This window comes from Microbacterium sp. T3-8 (assembly GCF_055398145.1).
The window spans coordinates 1,441,174-1,462,455 of the sequence record NZ_AP027918.1 but is presented as its reverse complement, the minus strand read 5'-3'; the positions used below and the strand labels follow the sequence as shown (position 1 = coordinate 1,462,455).

The 21,282-nt window shown below is 69.2% G+C and carries 23 protein-coding genes; 11 read left to right on the top strand and 12 right to left on the bottom strand.

Annotated features, from left to right (window positions below; all coding sequences use genetic code 11):
- Nucleotides 1-12 precede the first annotated feature (12 nt).
- Nucleotides 13-1,779 carry a GNAT family N-acetyltransferase gene (locus tag ACZ5Y9_RS06865; RefSeq protein WP_247622994.1) on the bottom strand — a complete coding sequence of 589 codons (1,767 nt, stop codon included), beginning with the start codon at nucleotides 1,777-1,779 and terminating at the stop codon, nucleotides 13-15.
- Between the two features lie 83 nt (nucleotides 1,780-1,862).
- Here ACZ5Y9_RS06865 and ACZ5Y9_RS06860 point away from each other — a divergent pair, with 83 nt between their 5' ends.
- Entirely contained in the window at nucleotides 1,863-2,651 is a 789-nt protein-coding gene (locus tag ACZ5Y9_RS06860; RefSeq protein ID WP_247622995.1) for an alpha/beta fold hydrolase, read from the top strand.
- A gap of 15 nt (nucleotides 2,652-2,666) precedes the next feature.
- Here ACZ5Y9_RS06860 and ychF read toward each other — a convergent pair whose 3' ends face one another.
- Nucleotides 2,667-3,740, bottom strand: coding sequence for a redox-regulated ATPase YchF (gene ychF / locus ACZ5Y9_RS06855; protein ID WP_464472628.1), 1,074 nt, complete (start codon nucleotides 3,738-3,740; stop codon nucleotides 2,667-2,669).
- Nucleotides 3,741-3,875: 135 nt separating this feature from the next.
- Here ychF and ACZ5Y9_RS06850 point away from each other — a divergent pair, with 135 nt between their 5' ends.
- A complete protein-coding gene (locus tag ACZ5Y9_RS06850; protein ID WP_247622997.1) occupies nucleotides 3,876-4,265 on the top strand; it encodes a hypothetical protein in 390 nt (129 codons plus the stop codon).
- Between the two features lie 52 nt (nucleotides 4,266-4,317).
- Here ACZ5Y9_RS06850 and ACZ5Y9_RS06845 read toward each other — a convergent pair whose 3' ends face one another.
- Entirely contained in the window at nucleotides 4,318-4,470 is a 153-nt protein-coding gene (locus ACZ5Y9_RS06845) for a hypothetical protein (RefSeq protein WP_464472627.1), read from the bottom strand.
- A gap of 2 nt (nucleotides 4,471-4,472) precedes the next feature.
- Entirely contained in the window at nucleotides 4,473-5,210 is a 738-nt protein-coding gene (locus tag ACZ5Y9_RS06840) for a class I SAM-dependent methyltransferase (protein WP_464472626.1), read from the bottom strand.
- A 59-nt stretch (nucleotides 5,211-5,269) separates the two neighbouring features.
- On the opposite strand from ACZ5Y9_RS06840, the gene ACZ5Y9_RS06835 reads away from it, so the two are divergent.
- Both ACZ5Y9_RS06835 and ACZ5Y9_RS06830 read left to right on the top strand, forming a co-directional pair.
- On the top strand, nucleotides 5,270-5,863 hold the full coding sequence (locus tag ACZ5Y9_RS06835) for a 3'-5' exonuclease (protein ID WP_464472625.1): 594 nt from the start codon (nucleotides 5,270-5,272) through the stop codon (nucleotides 5,861-5,863).
- A 47-nt stretch (nucleotides 5,864-5,910) separates the two neighbouring features.
- Nucleotides 5,911-7,170 (top strand): DNA recombination protein RmuC, encoded by a 1,260-nt coding sequence (locus tag ACZ5Y9_RS06830; protein ID WP_247623001.1) that lies wholly within the window; start codon nucleotides 5,911-5,913, stop codon nucleotides 7,168-7,170.
- On the opposite strand, the gene ACZ5Y9_RS06825 is transcribed toward ACZ5Y9_RS06830, so the two are convergent.
- Both ACZ5Y9_RS06825 and glpX read right to left on the bottom strand, forming a co-directional pair.
- Complete coding sequence (locus tag ACZ5Y9_RS06825; protein WP_247623002.1) at nucleotides 7,151-7,438, bottom strand: hypothetical protein; 288 nt, start codon at nucleotides 7,436-7,438, stop codon at nucleotides 7,151-7,153. The two genes, ACZ5Y9_RS06830 and ACZ5Y9_RS06825, sit on opposite strands and share 20 nt — an antisense overlap.
- Nucleotides 7,439-7,619: 181 nt before the next feature.
- Nucleotides 7,620-8,606 (bottom strand): class II fructose-bisphosphatase, encoded by a 987-nt coding sequence (gene glpX, locus ACZ5Y9_RS06820; protein ID WP_247623003.1) that lies wholly within the window; start codon nucleotides 8,604-8,606, stop codon nucleotides 7,620-7,622.
- A gap of 187 nt (nucleotides 8,607-8,793) precedes the next feature.
- Between glpX and fbaA the strand changes: the two genes are divergently transcribed.
- Nucleotides 8,794-9,822, top strand: coding sequence for a class II fructose-bisphosphate aldolase (gene fbaA / locus ACZ5Y9_RS06815; RefSeq protein ID WP_247623004.1), 1,029 nt, complete (start codon nucleotides 8,794-8,796; stop codon nucleotides 9,820-9,822).
- 84 nt (nucleotides 9,823-9,906) lie between these two features.
- Here fbaA and ACZ5Y9_RS06810 read toward each other — a convergent pair whose 3' ends face one another.
- From ACZ5Y9_RS06810 to ACZ5Y9_RS06800, 3 genes are all read right to left on the bottom strand, one after another.
- Nucleotides 9,907-10,431 carry a DUF6264 family protein gene (locus ACZ5Y9_RS06810; RefSeq protein WP_247623005.1) on the bottom strand — a complete coding sequence of 175 codons (525 nt, stop codon included), beginning with the start codon at nucleotides 10,429-10,431 and terminating at the stop codon, nucleotides 9,907-9,909.
- A gap of 241 nt (nucleotides 10,432-10,672) precedes the next feature.
- On the bottom strand, nucleotides 10,673-11,464 hold the full coding sequence (locus ACZ5Y9_RS06805; RefSeq protein ID WP_247623006.1) for an IclR family transcriptional regulator: 792 nt from the start codon (nucleotides 11,462-11,464) through the stop codon (nucleotides 10,673-10,675).
- A gap of 2 nt (nucleotides 11,465-11,466) precedes the next feature.
- A complete protein-coding gene (locus ACZ5Y9_RS06800; RefSeq protein WP_372491953.1) occupies nucleotides 11,467-12,501 on the bottom strand; it encodes a 4-hydroxy-3-methylbut-2-enyl diphosphate reductase in 1,035 nt (344 codons plus the stop codon).
- Nucleotides 12,502-12,623: 122 nt separating this feature from the next.
- Here ACZ5Y9_RS06800 and xseA point away from each other — a divergent pair, with 122 nt between their 5' ends.
- Genes xseA through ACZ5Y9_RS06775 form a run of 5 tightly spaced genes read left to right on the top strand, consistent with a single transcriptional unit; the run spans nucleotide 12,624 to nucleotide 16,870 of the window.
- Nucleotides 12,624-13,901 (top strand): exodeoxyribonuclease VII large subunit, encoded by a 1,278-nt coding sequence (gene xseA, locus ACZ5Y9_RS06795; RefSeq protein ID WP_464472624.1) that lies wholly within the window; start codon nucleotides 12,624-12,626, stop codon nucleotides 13,899-13,901.
- Nucleotides 13,902-13,957: 56 nt separating this feature from the next.
- Complete coding sequence (locus ACZ5Y9_RS06790; protein WP_247623009.1) at nucleotides 13,958-14,188, top strand: exodeoxyribonuclease VII small subunit; 231 nt, start codon at nucleotides 13,958-13,960, stop codon at nucleotides 14,186-14,188.
- Nucleotides 14,185-14,823 (top strand): DUF4245 family protein, encoded by a 639-nt coding sequence (locus ACZ5Y9_RS06785; protein WP_247623010.1) that lies wholly within the window; start codon nucleotides 14,185-14,187, stop codon nucleotides 14,821-14,823. Before ACZ5Y9_RS06790 ends, ACZ5Y9_RS06785 begins: the two co-directional genes overlap by 4 nt.
- Complete coding sequence (locus ACZ5Y9_RS06780; RefSeq protein WP_247632617.1) at nucleotides 14,820-15,479, top strand: carbonic anhydrase; 660 nt, start codon at nucleotides 14,820-14,822, stop codon at nucleotides 15,477-15,479. The genes ACZ5Y9_RS06785 and ACZ5Y9_RS06780 overlap by 4 nt, the downstream gene beginning before the upstream one ends.
- Complete coding sequence (locus ACZ5Y9_RS06775; protein WP_247955825.1) at nucleotides 15,476-16,870, top strand: class II fumarate hydratase; 1,395 nt, start codon at nucleotides 15,476-15,478, stop codon at nucleotides 16,868-16,870. Before ACZ5Y9_RS06780 ends, ACZ5Y9_RS06775 begins: the two co-directional genes overlap by 4 nt.
- Nucleotides 16,871-16,943: 73 nt before the next feature.
- Here ACZ5Y9_RS06775 and ACZ5Y9_RS06770 read toward each other — a convergent pair whose 3' ends face one another.
- The 3 genes from ACZ5Y9_RS06770 to ACZ5Y9_RS06760 all read right to left on the bottom strand — a co-directional run bounded on the left by ACZ5Y9_RS06770 (nucleotide 16,944) and on the right by ACZ5Y9_RS06760 (nucleotide 20,450).
- The gene (locus ACZ5Y9_RS06770) at nucleotides 16,944-18,326 is read right to left on the bottom strand and encodes a PhoH family protein (RefSeq protein WP_282185340.1); all 1,383 of its coding nucleotides are present in this window, start codon (nucleotides 18,324-18,326) and stop codon (nucleotides 16,944-16,946) included.
- A 159-nt stretch (nucleotides 18,327-18,485) separates the two neighbouring features.
- Nucleotides 18,486-19,616 carry an aminotransferase class V-fold PLP-dependent enzyme gene (locus tag ACZ5Y9_RS06765; RefSeq protein ID WP_464472623.1) on the bottom strand — a complete coding sequence of 377 codons (1,131 nt, stop codon included), beginning with the start codon at nucleotides 19,614-19,616 and terminating at the stop codon, nucleotides 18,486-18,488.
- Between the two features lie 54 nt (nucleotides 19,617-19,670).
- Complete coding sequence (locus tag ACZ5Y9_RS06760) at nucleotides 19,671-20,450, bottom strand: isoprenyl transferase (protein WP_247623014.1); 780 nt, start codon at nucleotides 20,448-20,450, stop codon at nucleotides 19,671-19,673.
- 144 nt (nucleotides 20,451-20,594) lie between these two features.
- On the opposite strand from ACZ5Y9_RS06760, the gene trhA reads away from it, so the two are divergent.
- The gene (trhA, locus tag ACZ5Y9_RS06755; protein WP_247624710.1) at nucleotides 20,595-21,281 is read left to right on the top strand and encodes a PAQR family membrane homeostasis protein TrhA; all 687 of its coding nucleotides are present in this window, start codon (nucleotides 20,595-20,597) and stop codon (nucleotides 21,279-21,281) included.
- Nucleotide 21,282 lies beyond the last annotated feature (1 nt).

Sequence of the window (21,282 nt, the reverse complement as noted above, 5' to 3'; positions counted from 1 at the left end):
CGGCTGACTCGGCTAGATCTCCCGCTTCAGTCCGACATGGGCGGTCTGGTACCCGTGTCGGGTGTAGAAGGCGCGAGTCCGCTCCCGCGCATCGTCGGTGGTGACCTGCGACAGCCGGGCCCCGCGCACTCGCCCGAATTCGTGCGCCCACTCGAGCATCGCCGCGCCCAGCCCTTGTGACCGCGTCCCTGCAGCGACGCGCAGTCCCTCGATCTGGAGCCGCGTCGACCCACCGCGGGAGAGGCCCGGGATGACGGTCAGCTGCATCGTGGCGACCGCGTGATCGTCGCTGTCGCGGACGACCCCCAGGTAGTTGGATCCGTCGCGCGCGACCGCGCTGAAGGCCGCCTCGTAGCGCTCGAGCTCGACGCTCTCCCGATCCCGGCCGAACTGATCGTCGAGAAGCAGCGCGGCGATGGCCCCGATGTCGTCTCGATTCGCCCGTTCGAGCCGAAACTCTCGGCCCGCCACCTGCAGGCGTCCCCGCACGGACGACCGCGCATCCGCCTGCAGCCGGGCGACGAGGAGGTCGAGCCATCCGCCGACGTTCGCGCGAGCCTCCGCCGTGTCGGGGTAGCGGCATCTCAGGTGCAGGCCCGACTCATCCAGGATGAACCACAGCATGACCCCGTCCGTGTCGGTCGCCGCGCTGACGTATTGGGCGTCGAGGCCGACGGAGTCGATGCGCACGGGAAGCCTGCGCAGGTCGAGCCACGAGATCGCGAACATCCCGGGGGCGACGGGCATGCCGCCCCACGGCGCGAGGACGTCCGCGAGCGGCCAGGCGCCGAGTTGCACCGCCTCTTTGACTGCGGCCGCCGCCGCGAGCGGTTCTGCGACGTCCGACTCGAGGACGGAGTTGGTGATGAACCATCCGACCGAGTCGTGCCAGGTGTCCTCGAATCGGCTGTGCACGGGGAACACGGCGCGAAGCGGGGCATCCGCCAGTTCTCGGGTCACCGCGGTCATCGCGACGACGGCGCGCGCGAGGGTCGAGACGCCGTCGTCGCGCGCCTGTGCGGCGAAGGCCGCGGCATCGTCGACATCGAACACATCGCGCACCTCCACGCGCTCACGATGCGGCTCGGGAGTACCCAGCGACAACGGGAACTGCGGCATCACGCCGCCGCTGCCGTCGATGATGTCCTCCCACCGCCGACGCACGTGGTCGGGTGCCGCATCCCGATCCAACAGAGTCTGCGTGTGTTCGACGAATGCCGGTGCCGGCCGCGACGTCGGCTGCGCACCGACGCGCCCGGCGTCGAGCGCGGACAGCAGGTCGCGCGCGATCACCAGCATCGACCACATGTCGACGTGCGCATGGTCCGCAGCGATCACGACCGTGAGACCGGCAGCGGTCTCCAACACGCAGAGGCGGTGCGACGGATGCCGGTACGGCGAGCACGCCTCATCGAGGACATCCCGCAATGCGTCGTTGACGGCCTGCCCCGAGCCGACCTGATGTTCGACCCAACTACCGGGACCGATCTCGATCTCGTGGAGCTCCGGCTCGCCGTCTGCACCGGCGACGAACGCCGTCCGCAGGGTGCCATGTCGAGCGATCACCTCCAGCCAGGCGTCGGCGATCGACGCGCGAGGAATCGGTGCAGGCAGCCGGAAGGAGAGCGCCATCCACGAGCCGGGTCGATCGCCCGCCCCGACATGGAGGCGCTGGTCGAACGACACGGGGAGGCGCCGTCCGGGCGCGGACGCGGTGACGTCGTATCCCCAGAGGCGTCCGAACGGGAGACGGAGGTGCGTCACATTGGTCAGGCGCATGGGTAGCACCATATATCCCCCAGATAACCTGGAGATCACACCGACCACCGAACCAATACGGTCATCACCGAGCGAGGAGCCTGATGCCCACATTCGAGGTGCCCGGAGCCGAGCTGGCCGTCGCCATGAGCGATGAAGGCGGACACCCGGTCGTCCAGCTGCACGGCCTCACCGCGAGCCGGGCGCGCGATCGAGGACTCGAGCTCGACCTCGGCCGAGGACTCAGCGGAACGCGACTGCTGCGCTACGACGCGCGCGGCCACGGCCGGTCAACCGGACGGAAGGTCCCCGAGGACTATCGCTGGCAGACCCTCGCCGACGACCTCCTGCGACTGCTCGACCACTGGTTCCCGGGCGAGCGCGTTCACGGCGTCGGCCCCTCCATGGGCACCGCGACACTGCTGCACGCTGCGACGATCGCGCCGGAACGCTTCACCGGACTCACGCTCATGGCGCCGCCCACGGCGTGGGATACCCGACCCGCTCAGGCCGCGAACTACCGAGCCGCGGCCGATCTCATCGACGCCGAGGGTATGGAGGCGTACCTCGCGAGCACGCGCGGCCCCGCACCCTCGCCAGAGGCCGAGGCCGTGCCCGATCCGGGGCCCGACGTCACCGAGACGCTTCTGCCGTCGGTCCTGCGAGGGGCGGCACTCAGCGATCTGCCCACGCCAGAGGCCGTCGCCCGCATCGAGGTGCCGACATCGATCCTGGCGTGGACCGACGACCCGGGGCATCCGCTGTCGACGGCGGAGGCACTCGTCGAGATCCTCCCGCACGCGACCCTGACGGTTGCGCGCGCGCCCGAGGACATCGAAGTCTGGCCCGAGGTGCTGAGGCAGGATCTCGGCCGTCACGGAGCGGTCAGCTGATCGCGCCGACCCCGCTCAGTTGTTGAAGCGGAACTCCACGACGTCGCCGTCCTTCATGACGTAGTCCTTGCCCTCGAGGCGGGCCTTGCCCTTGGCGCGGGCTTCGACGACCGATCCGGTCTCGACGAGGTCCTCGAACGAGACGATCTCCGCCTTGATGAAGCCCTTCTCGAAGTCGGTGTGGATGACACCGGCCGCCTGCGGAGCCTTGGCACCCTGCGGGATCGTCCAGGCGCGCGCTTCCTTCGGACCGGCGGTGAGGTACGTCTGCAGTCCGAGCGTGGCGAAGCCGATGCGGGCGAGCTGGTCGAGGCCGGACTCGTCCTGGCCGGTCGCCGCGAGCAGCTCGGCGGCGTCCTCGGGGTCGAGGTCGATGAGTTCCGACTCGATCTTGGCGTCGAGGAAGATCGCCTGAGCCGGAGCGACGAGCGCGGCGAGCTCTGCCTTGCGTGCGTCGTCGGTGAGGACTGCCTCGTCGACGTTGAAGACGAAGATGACGGGCTTCACGGTGAGGAGCCCGAGTTCGCGGATGGGCTCGAGGTCGAGGCCGCTGACCGAGAGCAGCTGACCGCGCTCGAGAGCGTCCTTCGCCGCGATCGCCGCATCGAGGACCGACGGGTCGACCTTCTTGCCGCGGACTTCCTTCTCGTACCGGGTGATCGCCTTCTCGACGGTCTGGAGGTCGGCGAGCATCAGCTCGGCGTTGATCGTCTCCATGTCGGATGCCGGGTTCACCGCACCGTCGACGTGCACCACGTCGTCGTCAGCGAAACCACGCACGACCTGAGCGATCGCGTCGGCCTCGCGGATGTTCGCGAGGAACTGGTTGCCCAGCCCCTCCCCCTCGCTGGCGCCGCGCACGATGCCGGCGATGTCGACGAACGACACCGCAGCGGGCAGGATGCGCTCGCTGCCGAAGATCTCCGCGAGCTTGTCGAGCCGCGGGTCCGGTAGGTTCACCACGCCGACGTTGGGCTCGATCGTCGCGAACGGATAGTTCGCTGCGAGCACGTCGTTCTTGGTGAGTGCGTTGAAGAGGGTGGACTTGCCGACGTTGGGCAGGCCGACGATTCCGATAGTGAGAGCCACGGGGAACGAGTCTACCTGTCGCGGGATGGCCCGCCGGTTGACCGTTGCGCCCACGGGTGGCGTTGCCGCGCGAACGCCGTAACGATCGCACAACGCACGTACCCGCGGATCGCCCGCGTCACTAACCTCACACACATGCGAAAGCTCAGAGCCGTGGCATCCGCTTTCACCGCTGCGACCGCACTCGCGGCGCTCGTCGGCTGCACCGCCGTGCACCCGTCAGCCGTTCGCGTGAACTTCGATGGCTCGATCGACTACGTGACCTGCGTCGCCGATTCCTCGGACTGGTACGCGAGGTCGTTCGCGTCGGAGCGTGCGACCGGCGACGGCATCGACATCGTGCCCCTCTCCGACCTGAGGCCGTCCGCCGAGGGAGAGGTCGTGCATTTCTCCCGCCCGTCCGGTGCGTGGAAGACGTTATCGATCGGAGCATCCATTCATTCGACGATGACAGTTCACTCCGACGCGGTACCCCTGGGCGAGTGGCAGTGGCAGAACGACGACACCTGCGCGATAGCCGAGTAAGCGGAGCACTCGCCGCCCGCGATCACCCGGGGCAGGTGCTCGTCGGAGTTCCCTATTCGAGTTCGAAGGAGCGGCGGATGCCGTCGGCGACGATCAGCGCGATCACCACGCCCACGATGATGAGGGCTGTGACGGTGCGGCTGTGTCTGCGCGCCCATCCGATACGGGCTCTCGCGCCTGCAGGGTCGACCGCGCGCTCGACCATGCCTACCCGCGACGGGCGCGGAACGCCTTCGTCACGTATGGCAGATCGATGACTCCGTCGGTGAACTCGAGGTCGTCGAAGAGGGCGTCCATCTCCCGATGGATGCGCTCCCTTTCCTCGGGTGTCGCGGTGATCACCGCACTGCGCGACGAAGCCATGCGGTGGAGCTGTTCGCGTGTCATCGGCCGCGACCATTCCCAGCTCTCGCTGTCGAGCGTGTCGAAGGGGGCGGCGACGACAGGGTCACCGGCGGCGAGCGCCTCCTCCGCCGCGCTGCGGTGCATGATGCCGCTGAGGTCGCGCACCCACTCGACGCGCTCGTCGCGGATGTTCCAGATCAGCCCGAGCGCTCCGTCCGCCCGCACCGCACGTCCGATCTCGGCGGAGGCCCGGACCGGGTCGACCCAGTGCCAGGCCTGACCGAGCACGACGGCGTCGAGGCTGTCGTCCGGCAGCGGAAGGGATTCGGCGGTGCCGAGGAACGTGGGCACGCCCGGCACGTTCTCGCGCAGGGTGGCGAGCATGGCCGGGTCGGGATCGATCGCGACGATCTGAGCCCCCGGAGCGTGCGCGATGGCTCGGGTGAGCTTGCCGGTTCCCGCCCCGACGTCTGCGACGCGCTGCGCCCCGGCGGGCAAAATCTCGAGCATCCATGCCACCGCGTCGAAGGGGTACTCGGGTCGCCCCGCCTCGTAGTCCTGCGCCTGCGCGCCGAACGACGTCGCTCTGCTGTCCGCCATGTCGTCAGCATACGGCGCGCCGCCCGCCCCGAACAGGACGCCCAGGCGAGAGTGGATTCGTGCCCCTGGACTTCACAGCGATCGACTTCGAGACGGCGAACTCCAGCCCCGCCTCCGCCTGTTCCGTCGGCCTCGTGCGCGTGCGCGGCGGCGAGGTCGTGGCGCAGGCCGGGTGGCTGATCCAGCCCCCGCCCGGGCACGACGAGTTCCAGGAGTGGAACGTCCGCGTCCACGGCATCCAGCCCGAAGACGTTCTCACGGCCGCCACGTGGACCGAGCAGTTCGACCGCCTGTGCGATTTCGCCGGGTCCGATGTGCTCGTCGCGCACAACGCCGGCTTCGACCTCAACGTGCTCCGCCGCGCATCCGAGGCAACCGGCGGCGTATGCCCTCCGTATCGCTCGCTCTGCAGCCTGCAGGTCGCGCGCAAGACCTACCAGCTCGACTCCTATCGCCTCCCGAAGGCGGCGGCAGCGGCCGGGTTCGCCGAGTTCTCGCATCACGATGCGCTGGCGGATGCTCGGGCCTGCGCGCAGATCGTGATCGATGCCGCGCGCCGCGCCGCGGCCTCGGACGTCGAGATGCTCGCCGAGATCTTGGGAGTGCGACTCGGTGGCGCGCCGGTCGTCCGCGAGGAGCGCGCCGTCGCCTGACCGGGACGCCTCCCGGCAATGTCGGTGGCCAGGGGCATCATGAGCACATGGATGCTCCCCTGATCGTTCTCCTCGTCATCGCCGCTCTGTGCGCCGGGGCGGCGCTCGGCTGGTTCCTGCGCGCCGGCCGAGGTGCCGCCGAGTTCGCTCGCGTACAGGCCGAGCTCGCCGCGGCCCGCGACGATCGCGATCGCCAGTACGACCTCTACCGCGATGCCGTCGAGCACGCGCGCGTCGAGCAACGAGCGGAGGCGCAGCGGGTGCAGCAGCAGAACGCCGTGCTCACCGCGCTCGCCCCGGTGCGTGAGAGCCTGCAGCAGATGCAGCAGAAGGTCGCGACGATCGAGCAGGAGCGCCACGCCCAGTTCGGCTCACTCGCCGAGCAGTTGCGGCGAGCGCAGGAGTCCGATGAGGCGCTGCGCGCGACGACGGAGTCGCTCGCCGGAGCGCTGCGCTCGACCGCCACGCGCGGCGTCTGGGGCGAGACCCAGCTGCGGCGCGTGGTCGAGGCGGCGGGATTGACGCGGCACGTCGACTTCGACCTGCAGACCACGATCTCGTCGGACCGCGGGCAGGGCCGACCCGACATGGTGATCCGTCTCGCCGGCGGCGCCTCGATCGCCGTCGATGCCAAGGTGCCGCTCGACGCGTACCTCGAGGCGTCGGCGCTGCCCTCGGGCGATGCGCACGAGGCCCAGCGCCGCGTACACATGCAGAAGCACGTCAAGGCGGTGCGCGCACACGTCGATGCACTCGCGAAGAAGGCGTACTGGGCCGGGCTCGATTCCAGTCCCGAGTTCGTGATCTGCTTCCTCCCCAGCGAATCCCTGCTCGCCGCCGCGATCGACGAGGACCCGACCCTCCTCGACTACGCGTTCGGTCGACGCGTGGCTCTCGCCTCCCCGGTCAATCTCTGGGCCGTCCTGAAGACCGTTGCGTACACGTGGACGCAGCAGGAGGTGTCGACCGAGGCCCGCACGCTCCTGAACCTCGGCACGCAGCTGTACGACCGTCTCGGGACCCTCGCAGGTCATGCCGACGACCTCCGCCGCGCGCTGGAGCGCACGGTCGACAGCTACAACCGCTTCGCCGGGTCGCTCGAGACCCGCGTCCTCGTGACCGCACGACAGTTCCCCGGCATCGACGCGACCACGCTCGATGCCCAGCCGGCGCGCATCACCGCGAGCGCGCGCCGATTCACGGCATCAGAACTGGTCGAGGAACCGGTCCGCGAAGAGACCGTTCAGGCAGAGATCGGTGCGGTGCGTGACAGGATCGACGCTCCGATCACACCGGAACGCCACTGAGCAGGATGATGACGAGTCCGCTGGTCGCGAGGAAGGCCCCGATCATCCACCAGGCGCTCATCTCCTGCCCCTCGGCACGGCGCTTGCGGAAGAGCACATCGGCGCGACGAGCCGGATCGACGACCGGCTGAGCGGCGGGCACAGCAGGCGTGGCCGCCGCGATGCTGCCCTCGGCATCCGCCGCGCTCACGCGGAGAATGCGTCCGGTGTTGGTGGTGACGATCTTCGTCGGCGCGGCCTTCGAGCTGCGTGTCTGCGGCGTGGTCATGTGTTCGCCCTCCTGTGCCTGCGGTGCCAGATGGCTCCGTCCTCGGCGACAAACCCAGGCTCAAGTCTGACACGACCCACGAAGAATCGCAGGATCGGGCGCGCAGGAGGGATACCGGGTCGGTAACGATGCCGAGGCCCCCGACACGCGCCAGATGCCTCGATGCATCATCCCGCGAGGATCACAACCACTTCGAGACGAGGTGCTCCGAGGCGATCCGTCGCAGCGTTCCCGACGCCCCGCGCAGTACGACGCTCTCGGTGTACACGTACCCGCGCTCGCGGCGCACGCCGGCGACGAGCTGGCCGTCCGTGACACCGGTCGCGACGAAGATCGTGTTGTTGCCCTGCACCAGATCATCCGCCTCGTACACGCGATCCATCTCGAGTCCCGCGTCGATCCCGCGCTGGCGCTCGTCATCGTCGCGCGGCCACAGGCGTCCCTGGATGTGTCCACCAAGTGCCTTGATCGCGCAGGCGGTGACGATGCCCTCCGGGCTGCCGCCGACGCCGACGCACATATCGGTGCGCGCGTCATGGCGCGCCGCATTGATCCCACCGGCGACATCGCCATCGCTCATCAGACGCGTACCCGCGCCCGCATCACGGATCTCCTGGATGAGCTGCTCGTGACGGGGACGGTTCAGCACCGACACGACGATCTCGTCGACGGGCTTCTCGAGAGCGCCGGCGAGGCGGCGGATGTTCTCGCCGATCGGGAGGCGGATGTCGACGACACCGACGCCTGCGGGCCCCGTGACGAGCTTGTCCATGTAGAAGACGGTCGACGCATCGAGCATCGATCCGCGGTCCGAGACCGCGATGACCGAGAGCGCGTTCTGCCGTCCCGCAGCCGTGAGCGAGGTGCCGTCGATCGGGTCGACGGCGATGTCGCACTCGGGACCGCGTCCCGTTCCGACGACCTCGCCGTTGAACAGCATCGGAGCGTTGTCCTTCTCGCCCTCGCCGATCACCACACGCCCCTGGAAGTCGACCGTGCCGAGGAAGGCGCGCATCGCGTCGACGGCCGCACCGTCGGCGGCCTCCTTCGCTCCCCGCCCGATGAACGGCACGGCGCGGATCGCCGCCGCCTCCGTCGCCCTCACCAGCTCCATCGCGAGGTTGCGGTCGGGTCGAAGCGGGCTCAGATCAGCAGTAAGACTCACCATGGGGTCAGCCTAGCCAGCGGGCAGGGGCGAAATGCCCTGTTTTCCCCGTCGAGACCGTGAAGGATTTGCGTTTCTTAACAGAACAGCAGGAGACACGCACCGGCATCGCGCACCGGCCCCCGGCATCCGTCCACGCTCCCGGCTAGAGTGACTGCTGTCCCAGGCTTCATCTACCGCAGGAGTTCTCATGCCCGTCGCCACCCCGGATCAGTACGCCGAAATGCTCGACCGCGCGAAGGCCGGCGGCTTCGCGTACCCCGCGTTCAACGTCTCGAGCTCGCAGACGATCAACTCCGTCCTCCAGGGGCTGACCGAGGCCGGCTCCGACGGCATCATCCAGGTCACGACCGGTGGCGCGGACTACTTCGCCGGCCACACCGTCAAGGGCCGCGCGACCGGCGCCCTCGCCTTCGCCCGCTTCGCGACCGAGGTCGCCAAGAACTACCCGATCACGGTCGCCCTCCACACCGACCACTGCCCGAAGGACGCCCTCGCCGGCTTCGTCGAGCCGCTGATCTCCGCCTCCGAAGAAGAGGTGAAGGCCGGCCGCAACCCGATCTTCCAGTCGCACATGTGGGACGGCTCGGCCGTGCCGCTCGCCGAGAACATCGAGATCGCGAAGGACCTCCTCCCCCGCATGAAGGCGATCAACGCGATCCTCGAGGTCGAGATCGGCGTCGTCGGCGGCGAAGAGGACGGCGTCCAGCACGAGGGCTCGAACGACGCCCTCTACACGACCTTCTCCGACGTCGACCAGGCCGTCCAGGCACTCGGTCTCGGCGAGCAGGGCCGCTACATCGCCGCCCTCACCTTCGGCAACGTGCACGGCGTCTACAAGCCGGGTGGCGTGAAGCTGCGCCCCGAGCTGCTCGGCGACATCCAGGCCGAGGTCGCCGCCAAGTACGGCACGGGCCCCAAGCCCCTCGACCTCGTCTTCCACGGCGGCTCGGGCTCGACCGACGAGGAGATCGCCACCGCGGTCGCGAACGGTGTCATCAAGATGAACATCGACACCGACACGCAGTACGCCTACACGCGTGCGATCGCCGACTACATGTTCAAGAACTACGACGGCGTGCTGAAGGTCGACGGCGAGGTCGGCAACAAGAAGCAGTACGACCCGCGCGCCTGGGGCAAGATCGCCGAGACCGCGATGGCCGCCCGCGTCATCGAGTCCACTCGCCAGCTGGGCTCGTACGGTCAGTCGAAGAGCTGACCCACCGCACGAGAAGAACGGGTGCCCTGCCGCGAGGCGGGGCACCCGTTCTTTTTCTTCTGCGTAGCGGCAGGGCGCGATCGATCAGGAGCCGGTGCCGCCCTGCATGTAGGCGACGAACGCGGGGTCTCCCATCATCGGGATCGCGATGCAGATCGCCGCGATGCCCAGCGTCACCACGGCACCGACCAGGGGCAGCCACCAGGTGAGCTTCCCGCGGCGCAGGCGACGGATCGAGAGAGTCGCCGTCAGCGCCCACCCGGTGATGAGCACCACGGAGGCGATCGTCCCCCAGAGTCTGCCCTGTGCGAAATTGGTGAACTCGCCGGAGGCGCCCAGCACCGACAACACCTGGTTCATCACGTTGGGAAGGTCGAGGTACTGCAGACCGGTGACCACGACGTTCACCAGCCCGTAGGCGAGAAGTCCGATCGTCACGAAGCGGTCCACCGGGTGCGCGCGCCGGGGTGCATCCGTAGCGGCGTCCGCGGCCGGCAGCGCGACAGCCGGCTCGACCGGCGGCAGTTCGGAGAGAGGAGGGAGACCGGCGGCACGCCGCTGCTCCTCGGGAGTGGCGATCTCGCCGTACTGGGGCCGCTGTTCGCTCATCCCGCCATGCTAACGGCCGCGCCTGTCCCGGGCTCCCAGCGGAAGGTCCTCCGATAATGGTGGCGGCCCCGGAGAAGTGGGGACTTCTCGGGGCCGCGGACGAGGAGCGCTGGGGACGCATCCTCATCCCAGTCAGTTGCGAGGGACTGGGGATCCTGCTCGCAACCCGTAGTGCCGTGATGCACAGACGCCTACGCCTACAAGGATAGGCAACGGCGGAATCCTCTGCCACTGAGGTTTTTCAGATAGTGAACTCCGGCCCGGGATCGCCCCCGCCGAGCGCATCCGCCCCGAGCTGGATCGACAGCCGCCGGGCCGCCCTCTGCAGCTTCGCCACCAGCTCGCGGTCGACGATCGCCTGATCCGACGGCAGCGAGATCGCGAGTGAGGCGGTGACGTTGGGCGCGATGACGGGCACCGCCACGCAGGTCGCGCCGATGACGTACTCCTCCTGGTCGAGGGTCCACCCCGGGGAATGCTCGAGCTGCGTCAGCAGCGTGCGCCGATCGCTGATGGTCCGAGGAGTGAGTTCCTCGAGACGATGACGCGAGAGGTAGTCGAGACGGTCGTCATCGGGAAGCTCCGCCAGGATCTGCTTGCCCAGCGCCGTCGCGTGCCCGCTCGACTGCAGTCCGACCCACAGCTCGACACGCGGGTTCTGCTCGGCGTCGACGATGTCGATGAGGTGCATCTCCCCGTCGTCGTAACGTGAGAGGTACGCCGTGGCCCCGACCTCGTCGGTGACCGACCGCAGCGCCGCCCGTACGCGGGCGAGGAAGACTCCGCGGGTGTCGATCTCGCGCTGGAAGGTCGGAAATCGCGCCCCGAGCACGAGCCCGTCGGGTTCGGCCGACAGGTACCCCTCGTGGATGAGCGTGCGCACGAGGTTGTAGGTGGTGCCGGGCGTGAGCCCGGTGATCGCCGCCAGCATCTTGGTCGGCAACGGACGGGGAGAGTTGGCGACGATGTCGACCAGGCGAAGAGCCCGCTGCACCGATCCGATGAGCGTGGGTTCCGCCTCGGCGGCGCTCAACGCTATGCGCCTCCTCCGGTCGCGCGTCCGCCCAGGGCCCGATCGTCGCGCTTGCCCGAAGCATCCTGACGCAGTTCTTTCGGCAGCGAGAACATGAGGTCCTCCTCGGCCGTCTTCACCTCTTCGACGTCGCGGTAGCCGGCGTCGCCGATCGCGTCGAGCACCTCGCGCACGAGGACCTCGGGAACGGATGCCCCGCTCGTCACGCCGACCGTCTCGACGCCGTCGAGCCACTCCTGCTGGATCTCCTCGGCGTAGTCGATGCGGTACGCGGCCTTGGCCCCGTACTCGAGCGCGACCTCGACCAGGCGCACGCTGTTCGAGGAGTTCGCGGAGCCGACCACGATGACGAGATCCGCACCGACGGCGACCTTCTTGATCGCGACCTGACGGTTCTGCGTCGCGTAGCAGATGTCGTCGGACGGCGGGTTGTGCAGTTCGGGGAAGCGCGTGCGCAGGCGGTTGACGGTCTCCATCGTCTCGTCGACGGAGAGCGTGGTCTGCGACAGCCACACGACCTTGTTCGGGTCCTTCACGACGACCGTGTCGGCCTCGTCCGGCGAGTTGACGATCGTCACGTGATCCGGAGCCTCACCCGCGGTGCCCTCGACCTCTTCGTGCCCCTCGTGACCGATGAGCAGGATCTCGAAGTCGTCACGGGCGAAGCGCACGGCCTCGCGATGCACCTTGGTGACCAGGGGGCAGGTCGCGTCGATCGCGTGCAGGCCGCGGTCGGATGCCGCGTTCACGACGGCCGGCGAGACGCCGTGCGCACTGAAGACCACGTGCGCCCCGGCCGGAACCTCGTCGACCTCCTCGACGAAGATCGCCCCCTTGGCCTCGAGCTCGCTCACCACGTGGATGTTGTGGACGATCTGCTTGCGCACGTAGACCGGAGCGCCGTAGCGTTCGAGAGCCTTCTCGACGGCGACGACGGCGCGATCGACACCCGCGCAGTATCCGCGCGGCGCGGCGAGCAGCACGCGCTTGCGTCCGGCCACCGCGTTATCCTGAAGCCTCCCGGCCGCCGCACGCACGCGTGGGAGGCGAGGGATGGGGAGATGAACGGCAGTCGAGGTCACCCCTCGATTCTACCGGCGTCCACCCTGAGAAAGCCGGGAATCCTCCCCCGCACGACAACCCCCAGGGACGAGAGCAGATGACGGTCTTCGAAGCAGCCACCGGCCCCGGTGAGAACCCGCCGGCGGATGCCGTCTCGCCCCGCGATTCGACGGCGGATGCCCCGACCTCCGTCGCCCGGCTGAACGCGACCATCCGGGACTTCGTCGCCCGCTGGAACACGGTGTGGGTCGAGGGCGAGATCACCTCCTGGAACGTCCGCGGCGGCAACGTCTTCGCGCGCCTGAAGGACGTGCAGTCCGATGCGCAGATCTCGATCCGCGTGTGGTCGAGCGTTCGGGGGCGCATTCCCGCCGACCTCGGGATCGGGGATCACGTCGTCGCCGCCGTCAAGGCCGACTACTTCGTGAAGGCCGGCGACTTCAGCTTCACCGTCTCCTCGATGAAGCACGTGGGGCTGGGTGACCAGCTCGAGCGGCTCGAGAAGCTGCGCGCGCAGCTGCGCCAGGAAGGCCTCTTCGACCTCTCGCGCAAGAAGCGGCTGCCGTTCCTCCCGCACGTGATCGGACTCATCACGGGCGAGAGGTCCGACGCCGAGAAGGACGTGCACCGCAACGCCGAGCTGCGCTGGCCGCAGGTGCGCTTCCGCACCGAGTACGCGGCGGTGCAGGGCGAGCGCTGCGTTCCCGACACGCTGGCGGCCCTCGCCCGTCTCGACGCGGATCCCGACGTCGACGTCATCATCATCGCCCGGGGCGGTGGCGATCCGCAGACCCTCCTCGGCTTCAGCGACGAGCGCCTGGTGCGTGCCGCCGCCGCCGCCTCGACGCCGGTCGTGAGTGCGATCGGGCACGAGAACGACCACCCCCTGCTCGACGATGTCGCCGACCTGCGCGCGTCGACCCCGACGGATGCCGCGAAGCGGGTCGTGCCGGATGTCGGCGAGCAGCGCGCCCTGATCGGACAGCTGCGCTCCCGGGCGACCACGCGACTCACCCAGCGCCTGTCGCACGACATCGCGCAGCTCGAACAGCTGCGCTCGCGCCCCGTGCTCCGCTCCCCCGCCCCGATCATCGACTCCCGCGCGCAGGAGGTGTGGCTGCTGCTCTCGCGGGGTCGCGACACCCTCACCCGCCACCTCGATGCCGCCGGTCGCCGCACGAGCGAGCTGCGGGCATCCCTGCGTGCGCTGTCGCCGGCGGCGACGCTCGCGCGCGGCTACGCGATCGCGCATCTCGAGGGCGGTGTGATCCTGCGCGATGCGGCGGATGCCCCGGCCGGAAGCGCCCTGACCATCACGGTCGATCGGGGTTCGGTGGCCGCGCGGTCGGAGGGCGAGATCGCCGAGGCATCCTGATCGAGCGCGGCCCACGCCCGCTCACCGATCGCGACGGCACGCCGTAGGATGGAGGAGTGAGCGCGCTGAACGATACCCCTGTCGAGACGCTGACGTTCGAGGCCGCTCGTGACGAGCTGGTCACCGTGGTCGCCGAACTCGAACAAGGCGCGCCGACCCTCGAGCAGTCGCTGGCGCTCTGGGAGCGCGGTGAGGCCCTGGCCGCCCGCTGCGAGGAATGGCTCCTCGGCGCCAAGCGCCGACTCGACGCCGCCCGCGCCGCTGCCGACGACGGGGACGAGCGATGAACAAGCCCGCTCCCATCGTCGCGGAACTCGGACGCCCCGAGACCCCGGAGGAGACGGCCGCCCGCAAGGCCGCGTCGAGCAAGGCCTATCGGTCGAGCCAGACCGTGCGCAGCCTCATCGCCGCACTGCTGGCGACCCTCGCCGTGCTGGCCGTGATCATCTTCGCCGTCCCGCGCGGTGAGCCGGCATCCGCGCCGTCCGTCGACCTCACCGGCATCGCCGCCGACGTCGAGAACACGATGGACAGCGCGGTGATCGTGCCCGAACTCGGCGACTTCTGGCGGGTGAACGCGGCCGAGCTGCAGAGCGGTGCCACCGTCGTGTGGGACATCACGCTCGCCCCTGCCGCCCAGGACGAGCGCGGGTTCATCAAGGTCGCCCAGGCCTTCGACGCCGATTCCCGCTGGGCACCGCAGCGCCTCGAGGGGACGGCGCCCACCGACACCGTCACGATCGACGGCATCGAGTGGGACGTCTTCACCCCCGGCGACTCGGCCTCGAACATCTCCTACGCCCTCGGCACGCAGGCCGGTGACGACTACGTGCTGCTCTACGGCTCGCGGTCGGCCGATTCCACCGCCGAGCTGGCCGCCTCGCTCACCCCCCAGATCCGCACCCTCTCGGAGGCCTCATGACGCACGACCTGACCCCGGCCGCAGCCTGGAAGCAGATGCGCGACGGCAATCGCCGTTTCGTGAACGAGGAGCCGCGGCATCCGAATCAGGACGTCGCCCGCCGCAAGGGACTCGCCGAGGCCCAGAACCCGGTCGCCACCCTGTTCGGATGCTCGGACTCGCGTCTCGCCGCCGAGATCATCTTCGACCTCGGACTCGGCGACCTGTTCGTCGTGCGCAACGCCGGCCAGGTGATCGGCGAATCGATCGTCGCGAGCCTCGAGTACGCGGTGGCGGTGCTGAACGTGCCGCTCATCGTGGTTCTCGCCCACGACTCCTGCGGTGCCGTGCGCGCCGCGATCGACGGCACCGCGATCGACGCGGCACCCGTGCCCCCGCACATCTGGAAGCTGATCGCCCCGATCGTCCCGGCCGCGCGCAAGGTGCTCGCCGAGAGCGGCGGCACGACGGTCGCCGAGATCGACGCCGAACTCGTCGGCCAGGAGCACCTGCGCAACACCGTCGCCGACCTGCTGCAGTCGTCCGAGATCATCAGCAGCGCCGTCGCCGAGGGCCGCCTGGGCATCGTCGGCGCCAACTACCGTCTGGCCGAGGGCACGGCCGTGCCCGTCATCACCGTGGGGATCGACCCCGAAACGCAGGAGGGTTCGGAATGACCGATACCGAGTACCGCATCGAGCACGACACCATGGGTGAAGTGCGGGTGCCCGTGAACGCGCTCTACGGGGCGCAGACGCAGCGCGCCGTCGAGAACTTCCCGATCTCGGGCAAGGGGCTGGAGTCGACGCAGATCGCAGCCCTCGCCCGCATCAAGAAGGCCGCCGCGCTCGCCAACAAGGAGCTCGGCACGCTCGACGGCGCCATCGCCGACGCCATCGCGCAGGCCGCCGACCAGGTCGCCGCCGGCTCCCACGACGGCGAGTTCCCGGTCGACACCTACCAGACCGGCTCGGGCACGTCGTCGAACATGAACATGAACGAGGTGCTCGCGACGCTGGCGACGCGCATCCTCGGCGCGGACGTTCACCCCAACGACCACGTCAACGCCTCGCAGTCGTCGAACGACGTCTTCCCGACCTCGGTGCACATCGCGGTGACCCAGGCGCTCATCGACACGCTCATCCCGTCGCTCGACCACCTCGCCGTGGCACTCGAGGCCAAGGCCGAGCTGTGGAAGGACGCGGTGAAGTCCGGTCGTACCCACCTCATGGATGCGACCCCGGTCACCCTCGGCCAGGAGTTCGGCGGCTACGCCCGTCAGGTGCGTCTCGGCATCGAGCGCGTGCAGTCGGCGCTCCCCCGCGTCGCGGAGGTCCCGCTCGGCGGCACCGCCACCGGCACCGGGATCAACACCCCGCTCGGCTTCCCGCAGAAGGTCATCGCACTGCTCGCGGCCGAGACCGAACTGCCGATCACCGAGGCGAAGGACCACTTCGAGGCCCAGGCCAACCGCGACGGCCTCGTCGAGGCATCCGGTGCCCTGCGCACGATCGCCGTCTCGCTGACCAAGATCAACAACGATCTGCGCTGGATGGGCTCCGGCCCGAACACGGGTCTCGGCGAGCTGCACATCCCCGATCTGCAGCCCGGTTCGTCGATCATGCCCGGCAAGGTCAACCCGGTCGTCCCGGAGGCCGTGCTGATGGTGTGCGCGCGCGTGATCGGCAACGACGCGACCGTCGCCTGGGCCGGAGCATCCGGTTCGTTCGAACTGAACGTCGCCATCCCCGTCATGGGTACGGCGCTCCTCGAGTCGATCCGTCTGCTCTCCAACGCCTCGCGCGTGCTGGCCGACAAGACGATCGACGGCCTGCAGGCGAACCTCGACCGCGCGGCCGCGTTCGCCGGTATGAGCCCGTCGATCGTGACGCCCTTGAACAAGCTGATCGGCTACGAGGCCGCCGCCAAGATCGCCAAGCACGCGGTCGCCCAGGGCATCACGGTGCGCGACGCCGTGATCGATCTCGGCTACGTCGAGCGCGGCGACCTGACCCTCGAGCAGCTCGACGAGAAGCTCGATCTGCTGTCGATGACGCACCCGGGCTGATCCGTCCGACCACGCAAGAACGCCGGTCCCTTTCGGGGCCGGCGTTCTTTGCTTTCTCGGATGAGACGGACCGTTAGCTCAGCTCACCGCCCTCGAGGAGTTCGGTGACCAGGGCCGCGATCGCGGAGCGCTCGGAGCGCATGAGCGTGACGTGCGCGAACAGGTCGTGTCCCTTCAGCGTTTCGATCACGCTGGCGATGCCGTCGTGGCGTCCGACGCGGAGGTTGTCGCGCTGACCGACGTCGTGCGTGAGGATGACCCGCGAGTTCTGACCCATGCGGCTGAGCACGGTGAGGAGCACATTGCGCTCGAGGGACTGGGCCTCGTCGACGATCACGAAGGCGTCGTGCAGCGAACGGCCACGGATGTGCGTGAGCGGCAGGACCTCGAGGATGCCGCGTTCGACGACTTCCTCCATCACATTGCCCGAGACCACCGAGCCGAGCGTGTCGAAGACCGCCTGACCCCAGGGCCCCATCTTCTCGCCCTGGTCGCCCGGGAGGTATCCGAGCTCCTGCCCGCCGACCGCGAACAGCGGACGGAAGACGATGATCTTCTTCTGCTGCTGCCGTTCCAGCACGGCCTCCAGCCCGGCGCAGAGCGCCAAGGCCGACTTGCCGGTACCCGCACGACCACCCAGCGAGACGATGCCGACGTCGGGGTCGGTGAGCAGGTCGATGGCGATCCGCTGCTCGGCCGAGCGCCCGTGCATCCCGAAGATGTCACGGTCGCCACGAACCAGCTTGTACTCGCCCTCCCCGGTCACCCGTCCGAGGGCGGAACCCCGCTCCGAGTGGATGATGAGGCCGGTGTTCACCGGAAGACCGCGGGCCTCCTCGCTGATGCCGACCTCGCTCTCGTACAGGTCGCTGATGTCGTCGCCCGAGAGGTTCAGGGTCGAGATGCCGGTCCAGCCGGAGTCGATCGCCTGCTCGGCGAGGTATTCCTCGGCTCGGAGCCCGAGCGACGCCGCCTTCACCCGCATCGGCAGGTCCTTCGAGACGATCGTGACGTCCTGGCCGTCCTGGGCGAGATGCATCGCGACCGACAGGATGCGGGTGTCGTTGTCGCTCAGGCGGATGCCCGCGGGGAGCACCGAGGAGTCGGTGTTGGCGAGCTCCACCCGGAGCGTGCCGCCCTCGCCGACCTCGACCGGGAAGTCGAGACGCCCGTGCTCGATGCGAAGGTCGTCGAGGTGCCGGAGCGCCTGTCGGGCGAAATATCCGATCTCGGGGTCGTGGCGCTTGCCCTCGAGCTCGGTGATCACGACCACCGGGAGGACGACGGAGTGCTCGGCGAATCGGAAGAACGCCTGCGGATCGCTCAGCAGAACCGAGGTGTCGAGGACGTAGGTGCGGAGATCCTGATCCGGATCCGATGACGACGCCCGTCGATTCGACTGACGGGTGGACTGCTGCGCGGTGCTGGTGGACTGCTGCGCTGAACGTGTGGTCACGACCCACTCCCGACCCGGGGGAATCCCGGCTATTCGAACGAGTCGACCAGGGGGTCACGAGTCGCTTGCCTGTGGCCGACCCGATCGGGCACCATGCCCGATGCCTTGAAGGTACGACCAGCCGCCGACTTTTCCTCGGCTCGACACGCCAGCGAAGTGTTACGCGATGGTGAACGTCTCGTTGCCGAATCCGGCGAGCGCGTCGTCGAGCATCCGGATGGTCTCGTCGTCGGTGCCGGCATGCGGGGCCACCCGTACCGCCGAACCACGAGCGGTCACCACGACACCGGCGTTGGCGAGGGCGGCCGCGAGGCGGGCAGGCTCCTCCGGCGCGAGGGCGACCATCCCCGCGCGCCGCTCACGCTCGCGCGGAGAGACGACCGTGATGCCGTGCCGGTCGGCGATCTCGATGACCGCGTCGACGCGGCCAGCGAGATGCTCCTCGATCGCCGCGATCCCGGCATCGCGCACGGTGCGCGCGCCGACGGCCAGGCGACCCGCCGCGAGCGTGTCGGGACCGCTGGTCGTGAAGGCGCGAGCGGATGCCGCGGGCGCAGGGCGCTCGTCGACCGCGAGCCCCTCCCCCTCGGTGCCGGTGATCCCGCTGAGCACCGGGGCGAGGCGCTCGCGCGCCAGATCCGAGAACCAGGCGAAGCCGGTCCCGCGCGCGGCGCGCAGCCACTTGTAACCGTGCCCCACGACGACGTCGGCGACGCGGAAGTCGGTGTCGACGATGCCGAAGGACTGCACGGCGTCGACGATGAGCAATCGGTCCGGGCCGATCACCTCCCGCAGCGCCGCGAGGTCGGCACGGTAGCCCGTGCGGAAGTCGACGTGGCTCACGGCGAGGGCGGTGACATCGTCGTCGAGCGCCTCCGCGACGGCATCCGGGGTCACACGGCCGTCGGCCGGGTCGATCCATCGCGGCACGACCGCGCCCTGCGAGAAGGCGGCCGCGCGATCGAGCGTCAGGCTGACGCTCGGGAACTCGGCGGTCGAGGCGATCACCGTGCCCCGTGCGCCGTAGAGCGCCTGGGCGAGTCCCTGGGTCGACGACGGCTGCACCGTCACGTCCTCGGCATCCGCCTGCAGGATGTCGGCGACGACCTCGCGCGCCTGGGTGACGCGCTCCGCGACGAGCGCGAGCGAGGCGGGGCGTCCGCTGCCGAGGAGGTCGGCGTCGGCGAAGACCTCCTCGCGCACCGATGGCGACAACGGTCCGAATGCGGCCCAGTTGAGATAACCGGGTTCGACGTCGAACGTGGCCAAGTAGTCGTGGATGGTGCTCACCGAGTAAGTCTGGCACGATGCCGGCACGGTGACGACTCCCTCTCGGGCGTCCCGTCACCGCCCGAAACGACGGTCCCGATCCGCGAAGTCGCGCATCGCCCGGAGGAAGTCGACCTCGCGCAGGTCCGGTCCGAGAGCCTCGACGAAGTAGAACTCGCTATGGGCGCTCTGCCACAGGAGGAAGTCGCTGAGGCGCTGCTCGCCGCTCGTGCGGATCACGAGGTCGGGATCCGGCTGTCCTCCGGTGTAGAGGTGCTCCCCGATCATCTCCGGCGTGAGTTGCGCCGCGAGGTCCTCCATCGTGCCGCCGGACGCCTCGTGCGTCACCAGGATGCTGCGCACGGCGTCGACGATCTCGTTCCGGCCGCCGTAGCCGACGGCCAGGTTGACGTGGAGTCCCGTGTGGTCCTTCGTGCGCTCCTCGGCATCGGCGAGGACCCGGGCGAGATCCGTCGGAAGGATGTCGGAGCGCCCGACGTGCTTGACGCGCCAGTTGCCCTCCCACGACAGGCCCTCGGCGAGATCGGCGATGATCTCGATCAGATCCGCCAGCTCGGCCGAGTCGCGCTTGAGGAGGTTGTCGCTCGAGAGCAGGTACAGCGAGACCACGCGGACGCCGAGTTCATCGCACCAACCGAGGAACTCGCGCATCTTGATCGCACCGGCACGGTGTCCGTGAGCGGCCGTGGCGTAGCCGAGCTGTCGTGCCCACCGACGGTTGCCGTCGATCATCATCGCGATGTGGTGCGGAACGGACGCCGGATCGAGGCGGCGGCGCAGCCGGTTGCTGTAGAGCCGGTACAGCGGCCCACGCCCCTGGTTATCCCCTGACATCACCTTCCTACGCTACAGCGTCCTCCCCCTCGCCGCCGGTGCGGATGCTGTGGACATGTACGGCCGGCGGAATGCCGCCGCGCATAGAGTGTGCACGTGAGCACTCCCGAAGACTCCGGCCCCGACCTCCCTCAGCTGCCCCTCATGGAGGCTGCCGCAGCCGATGCCGTGATCGAGGTCAAGCCCTCGTGGCGCGGATGGGTCCACGCCGGTACCTTCCCCGTGGCGATCGCCGCGGGCGTCGTGCTCATCGTGCTCTCGGAGGGAGCGCCCGCCAAGTGGGCCGCCGCGGTGTTCATGGCGTCATCGTTGCTGCTCTTCGGCAACTCCGCCCTGTACCACCGCTTCAACTGGGGCCCGCGCACGAAGATCGTGCTCAAGCGCATCGATCACGCGAACATCCTGCTGCTGATCGCCGGCACCTACACGCCGCTCGCGACGCTCGCCCTCCCGCCGGAGAAGGGCACGCTGCTGCTCTTCCTGGTCTGGGGCGGCGCCCTGCTGGGGATCCTGTTCCGGGTGTTCTGGATCCACGCCCCACGATGGCTGTACGTCGCGCTCTACCTGCTGCTGGGCTGGGCCGCCGTGATGTACATCGTCGACCTGCTCAACGCGAACGTCGCCATGATGGTGCTCGTCATCGTGGGCGGACTGCTCTACACGGGCGGGGCGATCGTCTACGCGCTCAAGAAGCCGAACCCGTGGCCCGGGCACTTCGGCTTCCACGAGATCTTCCACGTGTGCACGGTGCTCGCATTCCTCTGCCACTGGACGGCGTGCCTGCTGATCGCCCTCGCACCGCTGTCGCCCTCGCTCGGCGTACCCGCCTGAT

Coding starts and splice junctions, on each gene's coding strand:
- xseA (WP_464472624.1), top strand. CDS start 12,624: ATGACGGTCTTCGAAGCAGCCACCGGCCCCGGTGAGAACCCGCCGGCG.
- ACZ5Y9_RS06830 (WP_247623001.1), top strand. CDS start 5,911: ATGGATGCTCCCCTGATCGTTCTCCTCGTCATCGCCGCTCTGTGCGCC.
- ACZ5Y9_RS06840 (WP_464472626.1), bottom strand. CDS start 5,210: ATGGCGGACAGCAGAGCGACGTCGTTCGGCGCGCAGGCGCAGGACTAC.
- ACZ5Y9_RS06780 (WP_247632617.1), top strand. CDS start 14,820: ATGACGCACGACCTGACCCCGGCCGCAGCCTGGAAGCAGATGCGCGAC.
- glpX (WP_247623003.1), bottom strand. CDS start 8,606: ATGGTGAGTCTTACTGCTGATCTGAGCCCGCTTCGACCCGACCGCAAC.
- ACZ5Y9_RS06825 (WP_247623002.1), bottom strand. CDS start 7,438: ATGACCACGCCGCAGACACGCAGCTCGAAGGCCGCGCCGACGAAGATC.
- ACZ5Y9_RS06845 (WP_464472627.1), bottom strand. CDS start 4,470: ATGGTCGAGCGCGCGGTCGACCCTGCAGGCGCGAGAGCCCGTATCGGA.
- ACZ5Y9_RS06775 (WP_247955825.1), top strand. CDS start 15,476: ATGACCGATACCGAGTACCGCATCGAGCACGACACCATGGGTGAAGTG.
- fbaA (WP_247623004.1), top strand. CDS start 8,794: ATGCCCGTCGCCACCCCGGATCAGTACGCCGAAATGCTCGACCGCGCG.
- ACZ5Y9_RS06810 (WP_247623005.1), bottom strand. CDS start 10,431: ATGAGCGAACAGCGGCCCCAGTACGGCGAGATCGCCACTCCCGAGGAG.
- ACZ5Y9_RS06865 (WP_247622994.1), bottom strand. CDS start 1,779: ATGCGCCTGACCAATGTGACGCACCTCCGTCTCCCGTTCGGACGCCTC.
- trhA (WP_247624710.1), top strand. CDS start 20,595: ATGGAGGCTGCCGCAGCCGATGCCGTGATCGAGGTCAAGCCCTCGTGG.
- ACZ5Y9_RS06760 (WP_247623014.1), bottom strand. CDS start 20,450: ATGTCAGGGGATAACCAGGGGCGTGGGCCGCTGTACCGGCTCTACAGC.
- ACZ5Y9_RS06785 (WP_247623010.1), top strand. CDS start 14,185: ATGAACAAGCCCGCTCCCATCGTCGCGGAACTCGGACGCCCCGAGACC.
- ACZ5Y9_RS06860 (WP_247622995.1), top strand. CDS start 1,863: ATGCCCACATTCGAGGTGCCCGGAGCCGAGCTGGCCGTCGCCATGAGC.
- ACZ5Y9_RS06850 (WP_247622997.1), top strand. CDS start 3,876: ATGCGAAAGCTCAGAGCCGTGGCATCCGCTTTCACCGCTGCGACCGCA.